We start from the raw sequence: 11,704 nt of genomic DNA, 5'->3' as shown, positions 1-11,704 counted from the left end.
TGCCTGCAATGCTGCTAAAATGCAATCATGGTAGCGATAACGATCCGGGACATCCCGGACGACGTTCGTGACGAGCTTGCCGCAAGAGCCGCACGAGCCGGACAGTCGCTGCAGGAATATCTACGCGGTGTCCTCGTCGCAACAGCGGAGAAGCCGACCGCTCAAGACGTCATCGCTCGTGCCCGCGCACGAGTGAACACCACCGGCGCCCGGCTGGACGTCCGAGCGATCCTCGCTGCGAAAGACGCCGACCGCCGGTGAGAGACCGGGTGGTCTGCGACGCATCTGCGGTGATCGCGGTCCTGTTGGATTCCGGGGTCAACGGTCAATGGGCCGCTCAGCGATTGGTCGGCGCAGAGCTTTTCGCGCCGGCACTGATGCCCTTCGAGTGCGCCAACATCATCAGACGATCAGCACTCGACAACGCGATCGGCTCCGACCAAGCGGCACAAGCCCATGCGGACCTCCTCGACCTGCCGGTCGAGCTGTGGCCGTACGACATGCTGGCGACCCGTGTCTGGGAGCTACGCGCCGATTTATCGAGCTACGATGCGGCATACGTGGCTCTGGCAGAGATCTTGTCCGTACCGTTGGTAACCCTCGATCGACGAATCCAAGGGGCGCCGGGGATTGCCTGCACCGTTATCGGCCCCGGCGACGAGTTGAGAAAGCATGGCCGCTGACACACTCGCGGCACTGATCTCCCGACGCGACCCACTTTGCGGACCTCGTCCTCCTGCACGCCATCGCGTCGCCGGCCCGGACCGCAGCCAGCGCCGCAGAGGTTTTTGCGAGCAGCAAAGACCCCGTCGTCACCCCTGTTGATGTGACTCCGGCGGCGTCGCGATCACACCTTCAACCGGCCTGGCGGCCTCGGCCGCGGCCTTGGCGATTGCCGTTGTGACTGCCGCAACGATGGCCGGATCGGTCTCGGTGGAAAACCAGTCGGCGATCTCGTCGCTGTCGTCCTCGGGCCTGGGCAGGTCGTCGTCCGCCGGCGACGGCTGATAGCGAAACACCCCGTCGTCGCCAGGCGCGCCCAGCAGTTTGGCAAAGCCCTGCAACGCCGAACCGAACTCGCTGGGCACCACCCAGACCTTGCTGGCCGGCCCCTGCGCGATCTGCGGCAGCGTCAACAGATACTGATAGGCCAACAGTTCGGGGGTGGGCCGGGCGGCCTTGATCGCGGCAAACGTCTTCTCGATCGCCTTGGCCTGACCTTGCGCCTGCAGATACGCCGCGGCCCGCTCGCCCTGAGCGCGCAACATCCGCGACTGCCGGTCGGCCTCGGCAGCCAGGATCGCGGCCTGCTTGGCGCCTTCCGCCGCCAGAATCTGGGCCTGTTTTTCGCCCTCGGCCTGCGTGATCGCAGACGCCCGCTGCCCTTCGGCGGTCAAGATCATCGCCCGCTTCTCGCGGTCGGCCTTCATCTGTTTTTCCATCGACGCCTGGATCGACGGCGGTGGGTCGATACTGCGCAGTTCAACCCGTGCCACCCGCAGCCCCCAGCGGCCGGTCGCCTCGTCGAGTACACCGCGCAGTTGGTTGTTGATCTGGTCCCGCGAGGTCAACGTCTGCTCGAGGGTCATGCCGCCGACCACGTTGCGCAACGTGGTGGTGGTCAGCTGCTCGACACCCACGAGGTAGTTGTTGATCTCGTAGACGGCAGCCTGGGGTCGGGTCACCTGGAAGTAGACCACGGTGTCGATGGCCAGCGTCAGATTGTCCTCGGTGATCACCGGCTGCGGCGGGAAGGACACCACCCGCTCGCGCAGGTCCACCCGGGCCCGGATCCGGTCGATGAACGGCACCAGCAGGGTCAACTGCCCGCTGACCGTGCGGCTGTAGCGGCCCAGCCGCTCGATCACCGCCGCCTCCGCCTGCGGAATCAGCGCCACCGACTTGGCCACCACGACAATCGCGAACAGCACCAGGACGGCTGACAACACCACACCGGCAACCACAGCAACTCCTTTTGTCAGGTGCTTCTCCAGACCACCGCGGTAGCTCCGTCGATGTGCATGACGGTCACCCGCTCGCCGGGTTGATAGACGTCGGTGTCGTTGAGCGGCCGCGCGGTCCATACCTGCCCGCCGAGCTTGACCTGCCCCTGGTCGCTGGCGACCCGGTCGAGAACGAGTGCGCTCTGGCCTTCCAGAGCGTCGACGCCGGTCAGCATTCCCGCGGCGGGGGGCAACCGCCGTCGCAGCCCGGGCCGGACCACCGTCAGCAGCAGCACCGACATCGCGAGAAAAACCCCGCCGCCGACCCAGGCCGGTCCGCCCACCAGCCAGCTGCTCACCGCTGCGGCCAACGCCCCGCCGCCCAGCATCAACAAGAACAGGGTGCCGGTCAACGCCTCCGCACCGGCCAGCACCACTGCGGCGATCAGCCAGATCAGACCGGCGGACATGCCGACAGGATATCGCGCACCCGGCCCCGATCACGAAGGACAACTAGACTGCGGACCATGTGGTGTCCCAGCGCGACGCTGTCGGTGTGGGCCGGCGCCTGGCTTGCCGGCAAAGCTGCGCCCGACGACGTTCTTGATGCGTTATCACTTTGGGCGCCAACGCAATCGGTCACCGCTTATGATGCCGTCGCAGCAGGTCACGCGGGGCTGCCGTGGCCGGATGTGCACGACGTCGGCGCGGTGTGGTTGTTGCAGACGCTGCGCAGCGCGGCCGGCCGGGGAATCCAGCCCGCGCTGGCCGCAGCCGCTGTCAACCTGGTGTTGCCGGTGCCGGGAGATGTCCGTGGCCTTATAGCCGGAACCCAGTTCGAGCGGGACGCGCTGGCCGCCGGCGAGGCGGTGATCGTATCGGGCCCCGACGACGCGGCGACGGCTGTCGGTTTGGTTCCGGAGTTCAGACACGGCGACACCGAGGACGCCGCGGGCATGCCCGCCGTGTGCGCACTGTCGTGGACCGTGTACTCGTTGCCCGCGTTGCCCGCCCTCGACCAGCACGAACTGGCCGAAACCGAATACCAGCTCCGCTTAGCCGTGCGGTCAGCGGCTGATGCGCTCACCGCTATCGGGCCGGGGACCACCGGCGTCGACGTCGACGATCCGCGCGGGCGTGTCGAACAGCTTCTGGAAATGACTCGGCGCCACCGCGTTCCCGAACATGCGCCGTCGCGTGCGGTGCGGGTATTGGAAACAGCCGCCCGCGTCGACGCGATCATCACGGTCGGCACCGGCTCAACGCACATCGCCGTCGACACCTTGCGCCCGCTGGCGCAGGTGGTGCGCTCGGCGCGCATCGCTGCGGTCAGCGCGATCCTGCGGTCGGCGTGGCTGGGCTGACCACCTCCGCTACGCAGTGCGGTGGCCGGCACGGCGCACCGTTCAGGCTCGCCCCGCAGCCCGGCACCGCATCGGGGCCGGTCACCCGGGTGGGCTCGCGGCCCTCGCGCAGTTCCTCGATCAGGTCTTTGGCCAGCAGGGCAAATCGCCGGTCGGCGTTGGGCGTCGCGGCCCGCGCATACGCGACGCCGGCCGCAGCAGCCTGCGATGCCAGTTCGTGGTCGAGATCCCACACCACCTCGATGTGGTCGGCTACGAAGCCGATCGGGCAGACGACGACGCCCTTGACGCCGGCAACAGCCAAGGTGGCGAGGTGGTCGCCGACGTCGGGTTCCAGCCACCGCACATGCGGCGGGCCTGACCGTGACTGCCATGCCAGGTCGTAGTCGGCGTAGCCAGCGGCCGTTGCGACAAGCTTTGCGGCATAAGCGACTTGGCGGCTGTAGAGGTTCGGGCCGAGGGCCTGGTCGGCGGCCACCGGAATCGAATGCGCCGTGAAAACCAGTCTCGCGTCGTCGGGCACTGTCTCGGCAGCGGCGGCGACGGCGGCGGCGAACATCTCGACGAACAGCGGATGGTCGAAGTACGGCCGCAGCTTGACCAGCTCCGGTGCGCACTCCCCGGCCGCCCGGCGTGCCCGGGCGATGTCCTCGACGTATTGAGCACAGCCCGAATAGCCGCTCCACGCCGAGGTGACGAATACCGCGGCCCGACGAATCCCCTGGTCCCGCATGGTGGTGACGGTATCTTCGACGTAGGGTGACCAGTTGCGGTTGCCGAAGTACACCGGCAAGTCGAGTTCGGCCCGCAACGACTGCGTCAACGCGCGGTTGATGCCGTTGATCGGCGACACCCCACCGAAGTGCAGGTAGTGTCCGGCGACCTCGTCGAGACGCTCCGGCGGTACGTCACGACCGCGGGTGACGTTTTCCAGGAACGGCCGCACCTGCTCGGGGCCCTCGGGTCCGCCGAAGGACAGCAGCAGGACGGCGTCGAAGATCACGGGTACCGCACCCCCTAGAGCAACTGAGTGTGCGCACCGCCGTCGGCGTAGATGATGTCCCCCGTGGTGGCGGGCAGCCATTCGGACAGCACCGCGCACACCGTCTTGGCGACCGGAGTGGCATCCTTCATGTTCCAGCCGATCGGCGCCCGCTGGTCCCAGCCCTGCTCGAGCAGCTGCATCTGGCCGCTGGCCTCCTCGCCGAGCGCACCGCCGACGATAGCACTCATCGCCAAGGTGCGGATCGGCCCGGCTGCAACCAAATTCGATCGCACTTTGTATTTCCCGGCCTCACGCGCGACAAACCGGTTCACCGACTCCAGCGCACTCTTGGCCACCGTCATCCAGTTGTAGGCCGGCATCGCCCGGCTCGGGTCGAAGTCCATGCCGACAATGGCGCTGCCCGGGCTCATGATCGGCAACAGTGCTTTGGCCAGCGAGGCGTACGAATACGCAGAGATATGAATGCCTTTGGCGACATCCTCATAAGGCGCATCGAAGAACGGGTTGATGCCCATTCCGCTGGGCGGCATGAAACCGATCGAATGCACCACGCCGTCAAGCTGATTGCCTTCACCGATCACCTCGATCACCCGATCGGACAGAGTCGCCAGGTGTTTCTCGTTTTGCACGTCGAGTTCCAGCAACGGAGGCTTCTGCGGAAGCCGGTCGAGGATGCGCTCGATCAGGCGTAGCCGGTCGAAACCGGTGCACACCAGTCGGGCGCCCTGTTCCTGGGCCACCCGGGCGATGTGGAACGCGATCGACGCGTCGGTGATGATCCCGGTGACCAGAATCCTTTTGCCTTCGAGAAGTCCTGCCATAACCGTCCTCACGTGGGGTTGCGCCGTCTCAGTGACCCATGCCGGCGCCGCCGTCGACCGGAATCACCGCGCCCGAGATGTAGCTGGCGTCCTCGGAAGCCAGGAAGCTGACCACACCGGCGACTTCTTCGGGCCGGCCGATGCGGCCCAGCGGAATCGCCTGCTGCGCCATCTCCTGGTATCGGGGTTCCATCGCGCGGGTCATCTCGGTGTCGATGAAACCGGGGGCCACCACGTTGGCGGTGATCGACCTCGACCCCAGTTCCCGGGTCAGCGAGCGCGCCATGCCGACCAGCCCGGCCTTCGACGCCGAGTAGTTCGCCTGTCCCGGCAGGCCGGTCAGGCCGACCACCGAACCCATGAAAATGTAGCGCCCGAAACGTTTTTTGACCATGTTGCGTGACGCGCGCTTGGCGACCCGGAACACACCGGTGAGGTTGGCGTCGATGACCTTGTAGAACTGCTCCTCGCTCATCCGCATGATCAACATGTCGGAGGTGATGCCGGCGTTGGCCACCAGCACCTCGACCGGTCCCTGATGGTCCTCGACGGCGGTGAAAGCGGCGTCGACGGACGCATAGTCGGTGACGTCGCACTCGACACCGAACAAGTCCTCGGGCGGACCCGACGACCGGTGGGTCACCGCCACCTGGTGCCCGTCGGCAGCCAGCCGGCGTGCCACCGCCAGCCCGATCCCCCGGTTCCCTCCCGTTACCAGTACCGATCGGGAAACGAACGGCGGCCGGGCGGCGGTGGGCGGTTGGGCGGTGTGCGCGGTGGCTGCGTCAGTCACCCAGTCAACTTAGCGAATCAGCAGCACAACGCCGACAGCACCCGGGCCGCGCCGGCGCGGGCCACGGTGTCGTGGCCGGCGTCACCTGCGCGTAACGCTCGACGAAAGCGCCGACTTCAGGTCGGCAGTCGGCGGTTGATCAGCAATGCGGCCAGTGCGGCCAGCGCCAGCACCAGCGAACCCAGCCGCAGCCAGCCGACGCTGGCGTCACCGCGAATGGTTTCGTAGCCGATTTGCTGCTGCAGATTGGCATACACCTCCTTGAGCTGCGCCAGATTGGACGCGGTGTAGTTGTTGCCGCCGGACAGCTCGGCGACCTTTTTCATCGTGGTGTTGTCGACGGGCACCGGCTGGCGCTGACCGTTGATGTCCACGAAACCGTAGGGCGTGCCGAACGAAATCGTCGAGATCGGCACACCCTGGTCCTTGGCGGTCCGCGCCGCGGTGAACGCTCCCTTGGGATTGTCGGGGTTGGTCGGCACGGTCTCCTTGCCGTCGGAAAATAGCACGATGCGAGCCGGCGGCGGAGTGTCGCCACCGCCGATCACCGCGCCGACGGTGGCGATAGCCTGCAGCGCCGTGAAGATCGCCTCACCGGTGGCGGTGCGGTCGGCGAACTGCAGCCTGGAGAGGGCGGCGATGGTCGCCGCCCGGTTGGTGGTCGGTTGCACCAGAACCGTTGCGGTGCCGGCGTAGGTGATCAGTCCCAGGTTGATCCCCGGGGTCAGCTCGTTGGCGAAATCCTTGGCGGCCTCTTCGGCGGCGACCATCCGGTTGGGTTGGACGTCGGTGGCCCGCATCGACTGCGACACGTCGATCACCAGCATCACCACCGCGCGGTTGCGCGGAATCCGCACATCGCGAGTCGGGCCGGCCATCGCGAGGGTCAACAGCACCATGGACGCGACCAGCAGGATCGCCGGCAGGTGCCGCCAGCGGGTGGGCCGCTTGGGCGCGACGCTGTCCAACAGTTCCATGTTGGCGAATCGCAGCATCCGGCGCTGCCGGGCCACCTGCGCGATGATGTAGAGCGCGGCCAGTCCGAGAACCACCAACAGGAACAGAAAAAACCACGGATGCGCGAACCCGGTCAGGGTCATCGGCCCGAGCACCGGCACCGTCATAACGGACCTGTGGTGGGGTGGAAAGCCGCCGCAACGCCGCTCACTGGCTGCCCGCCAATGCGCCCCGTCGGCGCGACTCGACGAAACGGACGATGTCGGCGATCCAGTCGCGATCGGTGCGCAGGGACAGCAGCGGCGCGCCGCATCCGCGGATGGTGCGCGCCACCTCGGCGCGATGTGCGGCCGCGGCCTTGGCGAAGTCGTCACGCAGCCGCGAATCGATGGTGAACTCGCGGGTCACCCCCGACTCGGGATCTTGCAGAATGACGTCGCCGACGTCGGGCAACTCGACATCGCGAGGATCGAGCACCTCGATGCCCAGCACTTCGTGGCGAGCCGCGATCGCGCGCAGCGGACGCACCCAGTTGATCGGGCCGAGGAAGTCGCTGATGATCACGGCCATCCCGCGGCGGCGTTGCGGGCGGCGCAACGCGTCGATGGCCACCGCCAGGTCGCCGCGCACGCCGACCGGCGCCTTCGGCGTGGTGGCGATGGTGCGCAACAGCTTTTGCTCATGCAGGCGTCCGGAGCGGGCGGGCACCCGGGTCATCTGGGCCCCGGTGGCGATCAGCGCGCCAAGCCGGTTGCCGCCCCCGCTGTTGAGGAAGGTGATGGCCGCGGCGGCGGCCACCGCCAGGTCGCGTTTCTCGCAGACCGCGGTGCCGAAATCCAGGCTGGCCGACATGTCGATCACCATCCATGTCTCCAGTTCCCGGTCGGCGATCATCTGCCGGACATGCGGGTGCGTGGTGCGCGCGGTGACCGCCCAGTCCATCCGCCGCACGTCGTCACCGGGCTGATAGAGCCGCGACTCCCCCGGCTCGGAACCCGGCCCGGGGATCAAACCCTGGTAATCACCGTGCAGCACGCCGTCGAGCTTGCGCTTGACGGTCAACTCCAGGGTGCGCAGCGCCGCCGACAGCTTCGGGTCTTCGATCTGCCCACGCTGCATCGACGGCGGATGAAGAGCCGCGGGCTTGGCCCCGGCGCCGTTGGTCTGGGTCACCGACCGCTGGCCGCCGTCGCGGCCTGCATCACCGGGGGCACTGAATGCCCTTGGGTGGGCACAGCGTTGACTTGCGGCAGTGCGACGGTCTGCAGGACCCGGTTGATGACGATCTCCGGCGAGATTTCGTCGGCGAGCGCGTCGTAGGTCAACACCAACCGGTGTCGCAGCACGTCGGGAATGACCTCGACGACGTCCTGCGGGATCACGTAGTCACGGCCGCGTACCAGCGCCAGCGAGCGGGCCGCGGCGATGATGCCCAGCGAGGCACGCGGTGATGCCCCGAACGAGATCCAACTCCTGACGTCGTTCATGCCCAGCTGCTCGGGAGTGCGCGTGGCGGTGACGACGCGGACCACGTAGTCGACCAGTGCGTGATGGACGAAGTTGTTGGCGGCGATCTCCTGCAGGCGCAGCAGATCGCCGGTGCTCAGGATCTGCTTGGGCTCCGGTGGTTTGACCCCCATCCGGTAGATGATCTCCCGCTCCTCCTCCGGGGAGGGGTAGCCGACGTTGATCTTGAACAGGAAGCGGTCCCGCTGTGCCTCGGGCAGCGGGTATACGCCCTCGTGTTCGATCGGGTTCTGCGTCGCCATCACCAGGAACGGACTGGGCAACGGGAACGTCTTGCCGCCGATCGACACGTGCCGTTCCTGCATGACCTCCAGCAGCGCCGACTGCACTTTGGCCGGGGCGCGGTTGATCTCGTCGGCCAGCAGGAAGTTGACCACCACCGGGCCGAGCTCGGTGTCGAACTCTTCCTTGCCCTGCCGATAGATGCGGGTGCCGATGATGTCGGTGGGCACCAGGTCGGGAGTGAACTGGATCCGGGCGAACGTCCCGCCGACCACCCGCGCGAAGGTCTCCACTGCCAGGGTCTTGGCGACTCCGGGCACACCTTCGAGCAGCACGTGGCCCTTGGACAGCAGACCGACAAGCATGCGCTCAACGAGTTGGTCCTGACCGACGATGATCCGTTTGACCTCGAAGATCGCCCGCTCCAAGGTGTGCACCTCGGCAGCCAGCCCGTTACCACTGCCCGACGGCGCCGCGTGCGCCGGCATCGGGCGCGGTTCGCCGGTACCCGGGTACCCGCTGACGCCACCTGCTGATGTCATCGACACAACCTCCAGTCCTCAGACACGACTGCTCGCACGACGAACGTCGCGGGGCAGCGGCGTGCCCTTGTTCAACTATTCCAGGCCGCTCCGCTTCCGTCGAATGGGCGCCCCGGGAGGTCAGTACTCGATGATCCGGGCCAGATATGGCGACATCCCGGCAGTTCGGACCGGGCTGACGGTCACCTTGCCCGCACTGCCCGACGCCTCGAGCATTTGGCCGTTTCCGAGATAGATCGCCACATGCTGGCTGCCCCCGGGGCCGTAAAAGATCAGGTCACCGCGCTTGGCCTGCGCGGGCAGCACGTGCCGCCCGGTGTTGTACTGGTCGCCGGAATACTTCGGGATCAGCACGCCGACCCCCGCAAAGGCGTACCGGGTGAAGCCCGAGCAGTCGTAGCCGACGGTGTCCGCACCCGAACCCACGCCGCGGCTTGGGCCGTTGGGCGTCCCGCCGCCCCAGGAATAGGGGACCCCGATCTGCGACATGCCGCGGCGGATCACGTACTCGACCGCCTGGCGGCCATACACCCGCGGGATCCGGTTCGGCGTCGTGGTGGTGTCGTTGCCGCCGATGTTGAGGCCCAACCCGCCGAGGAATTTCTTGCCCAGCTCCAGCGTGGTTTGGGTGGCCTGAGCGGTGGCCTGCAGCGATGCGTTGGCGATGGCGACCGGGTCGCCCGGAGCCCCCGCGCTGACCACGGCGGGCAGTGTCGGGTCCCACTCGCCGCCGTCGGCGGTGGCCGCCGGGGCCGGCCCGATCAGCCATCCGGTCACCACCAGTAACGGCCAGGCGACTCGGAAGAAGCGATAACGCTGGTGGCGCATGGATCCTTTCCCGGTCAGTATTCGATGTAGCGGACTACGTAGGGGGTCATGCCGCTGGTACGAACCGGCGACACTTTCACCCGCTGGCCGACGTCGGGGGCTTCGAGCATCTGACCGTTGCCGAGGTAGAGCGTGACGTGCTGGCTGCCGCCCGGGCCGTAGAAGATCACGTCCCCGCGGCGCATCTGCGCCGACGGGATCTTGCGGCCGAGGTTGTATTGCGAACCCGAGTAGTGCGGCAGCTTGATGCCCACCCCGGCGAACGAGTACAGAATCAGGCCTGAGCAGTCGAAACCGACCGTTCCCGAACCGGAGCCGATGCCTTTGCTCGGGCCGGCGGCGTTACCCCCGCCCCAGGAGTAGGGCACCCCTACCTGCGACAGCCCGCGGCGGATCACGTATTCGGAGGCCTGGCGGCCATACACCCGCGGGATGCGGCCATTGGTGATGCCGGGGTCCGGGGTATCGGGCTTGATGAGCCCTACCGACTGGAGGAACTTGTGCCCCATGGCGGCAGTGACCTGCGATGAGGTCGCTGAGATCCCCAGGACGGTGTTGATGATCGCGATCGGGTCCCCGGGCACGTTGGCGCTGGGCACCATCGGCAAGGTGGGATCCCACTCGCCGTCCCACCCCTTGGGGTCCGGCTTGGGCGAGGTCGTCCCCGCCGCGGCGGGATCCCACCGGTCACCCGGCGGCGACGCCGCCCGCGGGCCGGCGGAGTGCCCGCCCGTCCGCGTCGACCACGCGCGGGCGGCGTCGAGTCTGGCCCGGGCCGCGTCGCGCTGGGCGGCCAACCGGCTGACTTCCTGCTGTTGTTCGGCGAACTTGTGCTCAGCGTTGGTGAGGGCGGCCACCGCCGCGTCCTGGCTGGACTGCGCATCGGCGGCGGCCTTGTCGGCGCGCTGCTTGGCCAGCCGTGCCGCAGACTCTCTGTTCACCTGCTCGGTTCGGGCCCGCAGCAGGTTGTCCAGTACCCGCTGGGCACTCACGGCCAGTGCCCGGCCCGCGGTCGCGGTCGCGATGATGTCGTCGGGACCGCGCGCGATCAGGTAGCCCTCCGACGGACCGTTGACGTAAGTGGCCGCCGCAAAGGTGTTGAACCGCTGCTGGGCGGCGGCGATCGCGGCGTTGGCTTGCCTGACCGCCTGTTGGCTGGCCTCGACCTCGTGTTGGGCGGCCACGACGTTGTCGCGGGCGGTCTCGACGTCGACGAGGGCCTTGTTGACGCTTTCCTGTTCGGTCTCGATCTCGGCGCCGAGGTCGTGCAGCCGTTGATCGGCCCGGGCCACGTCGGCGATCAACCCGGCCATTTCCTCGGTGCCGCCAGCGGGATCGGCACCGGCCAGTCCCGGCGTGCCCAGCAGCAGGACCACCGCCATCGCAGCCGGCCCCAGCGGGCGGGCCGGCCTGGCGGCGAGCGCAAGACCAGCCGCCAACCGGGAAAGTGAGCCGCGGCGGGTGCGTCTCATTGGTCTCCTCTGGCTCAACGCGGACGGCATCGGCCCCAGTTGTCACCAGGGCGTGCTCTAAAACATATGCATCAATAGCACCGTAAGCCACATCCGACTCTACTGAAACTTTAGTCACAAACTACAGGCCTGTAATTGCAGGAATTGTGACTCAACAGTGACTTGGCGCATTTGCCAGCAGCGCTGAAAAGCGCACAACGGCCGCGCTAGCTGACGCGCCGCCCCGCCT

Annotated in this window: 13 protein-coding genes; 3 read left to right on the top strand and 10 right to left on the bottom strand. The window is 67.5% G+C overall.

Annotated elements, in window-relative coordinates:
• The first annotated feature begins 27 nt into the window (after positions 1-27).
• Entirely contained in the window at positions 28-261 is a 234-nt protein-coding gene (locus tag F6Q13_RS04000; RefSeq protein WP_293052565.1) for a hypothetical protein, read from the top strand.
• On the top strand, positions 258-683 hold the full coding sequence (locus tag F6Q13_RS03995; RefSeq protein WP_367141021.1) for a type II toxin-antitoxin system VapC family toxin: 426 nt from the start codon (positions 258-260) through the stop codon (positions 681-683). Before F6Q13_RS04000 ends, F6Q13_RS03995 begins: the two co-directional genes overlap by 4 nt.
• Positions 684-812: 129 nt before the next feature.
• Here F6Q13_RS03995 and F6Q13_RS03990 read toward each other — a convergent pair whose 3' ends face one another.
• Both F6Q13_RS03990 and F6Q13_RS03985 read right to left on the bottom strand, forming a co-directional pair.
• Positions 813-1,964 carry an SPFH domain-containing protein gene (locus tag F6Q13_RS03990; RefSeq protein ID WP_293052560.1) on the bottom strand — a complete coding sequence of 384 codons (1,152 nt, stop codon included), beginning with the start codon at positions 1,962-1,964 and terminating at the stop codon, positions 813-815.
• A 14-nt stretch (positions 1,965-1,978) separates the two neighbouring features.
• Complete coding sequence (locus F6Q13_RS03985; RefSeq protein ID WP_293052557.1) at positions 1,979-2,413, bottom strand: NfeD family protein; 435 nt, start codon at positions 2,411-2,413, stop codon at positions 1,979-1,981.
• Positions 2,414-2,470: 57 nt separating this feature from the next.
• Here F6Q13_RS03985 and F6Q13_RS03980 point away from each other — a divergent pair, with 57 nt between their 5' ends.
• On the top strand, positions 2,471-3,307 hold the full coding sequence (locus F6Q13_RS03980; protein ID WP_293052555.1) for a hypothetical protein: 837 nt from the start codon (positions 2,471-2,473) through the stop codon (positions 3,305-3,307).
• Here the strand turns inward: F6Q13_RS03980 and F6Q13_RS03975 are convergent.
• The 8 genes from F6Q13_RS03975 to ripA all read right to left on the bottom strand — a co-directional run bounded on the left by F6Q13_RS03975 (position 3,273) and on the right by ripA (position 11,475).
• On the bottom strand, positions 3,273-4,310 hold the full coding sequence (locus F6Q13_RS03975; RefSeq protein ID WP_293052552.1) for a ferrochelatase: 1,038 nt from the start codon (positions 4,308-4,310) through the stop codon (positions 3,273-3,275). The genes F6Q13_RS03980 and F6Q13_RS03975 overlap by 35 nt on opposite strands.
• Before the next feature lie 14 nt (positions 4,311-4,324).
• Entirely contained in the window at positions 4,325-5,134 is an 810-nt protein-coding gene (gene inhA, locus F6Q13_RS03970; RefSeq protein WP_293052550.1) for an NADH-dependent enoyl-ACP reductase InhA, read from the bottom strand.
• A gap of 28 nt (positions 5,135-5,162) precedes the next feature.
• Positions 5,163-5,852, bottom strand: a complete 690-nt coding sequence (fabG1, locus tag F6Q13_RS03965) for a 3-oxoacyl-ACP reductase FabG1 (protein ID WP_293052682.1) — start codon at positions 5,850-5,852, stop codon at positions 5,163-5,165.
• A gap of 191 nt (positions 5,853-6,043) precedes the next feature.
• Positions 6,044-7,051 carry a VWA domain-containing protein gene (locus F6Q13_RS03960; protein ID WP_293052546.1) on the bottom strand — a complete coding sequence of 336 codons (1,008 nt, stop codon included), beginning with the start codon at positions 7,049-7,051 and terminating at the stop codon, positions 6,044-6,046.
• 40 nt (positions 7,052-7,091) lie between these two features.
• The gene (locus F6Q13_RS03955) at positions 7,092-8,003 is read right to left on the bottom strand and encodes a DUF58 domain-containing protein (RefSeq protein ID WP_293052679.1); all 912 of its coding nucleotides are present in this window, start codon (positions 8,001-8,003) and stop codon (positions 7,092-7,094) included.
• Positions 8,004-8,053: 50 nt separating this feature from the next.
• Complete coding sequence (locus tag F6Q13_RS03950) at positions 8,054-9,121, bottom strand: MoxR family ATPase (RefSeq protein ID WP_293052676.1); 1,068 nt, start codon at positions 9,119-9,121, stop codon at positions 8,054-8,056.
• A 174-nt stretch (positions 9,122-9,295) separates the two neighbouring features.
• Positions 9,296-10,003 carry an NlpC/P60 family peptidoglycan endopeptidase RipB gene (gene ripB, locus F6Q13_RS03945; RefSeq protein WP_293052543.1) on the bottom strand — a complete coding sequence of 236 codons (708 nt, stop codon included), beginning with the start codon at positions 10,001-10,003 and terminating at the stop codon, positions 9,296-9,298.
• Positions 10,004-10,017: 14 nt separating this feature from the next.
• Positions 10,018-11,475, bottom strand: a complete 1,458-nt coding sequence (ripA, locus tag F6Q13_RS03940) for an NlpC/P60 family peptidoglycan endopeptidase RipA (protein ID WP_293052540.1) — start codon at positions 11,473-11,475, stop codon at positions 10,018-10,020.
• Between the last annotated feature and the right edge of the window lie 229 nt (positions 11,476-11,704).

Source organism: Mycobacterium sp. (assembly GCF_008709575.1).
Lineage (GTDB): Bacteria > Actinomycetota > Actinomycetes > Mycobacteriales > Mycobacteriaceae > Mycobacterium.
Note: the sequence above shows the minus strand (reverse complement) of the source record. Positions and strands in the feature narration are given on the sequence as shown.

Coding starts and splice junctions, on each gene's coding strand:
- F6Q13_RS03980 (WP_293052555.1), top strand. CDS start 2,471: ATGTGGTGTCCCAGCGCGACGCTGTCGGTGTGGGCCGGCGCCTGGCTT.
- ripA (WP_293052540.1), bottom strand. CDS start 11,475: ATGAGACGCACCCGCCGCGGCTCACTTTCCCGGTTGGCGGCTGGTCTT.
- F6Q13_RS03960 (WP_293052546.1), bottom strand. CDS start 7,051: ATGACGGTGCCGGTGCTCGGGCCGATGACCCTGACCGGGTTCGCGCAT.
- inhA (WP_293052550.1), bottom strand. CDS start 5,134: ATGGCAGGACTTCTCGAAGGCAAAAGGATTCTGGTCACCGGGATCATC.
- F6Q13_RS03955 (WP_293052679.1), bottom strand. CDS start 8,003: ATGCAGCGTGGGCAGATCGAAGACCCGAAGCTGTCGGCGGCGCTGCGC.
- F6Q13_RS04000 (WP_293052565.1), top strand. CDS start 28: ATGGTAGCGATAACGATCCGGGACATCCCGGACGACGTTCGTGACGAG.
- ripB (WP_293052543.1), bottom strand. CDS start 10,003: ATGCGCCACCAGCGTTATCGCTTCTTCCGAGTCGCCTGGCCGTTACTG.
- F6Q13_RS03985 (WP_293052557.1), bottom strand. CDS start 2,413: ATGTCCGCCGGTCTGATCTGGCTGATCGCCGCAGTGGTGCTGGCCGGT.
- F6Q13_RS03950 (WP_293052676.1), bottom strand. CDS start 9,121: ATGCCGGCGCACGCGGCGCCGTCGGGCAGTGGTAACGGGCTGGCTGCC.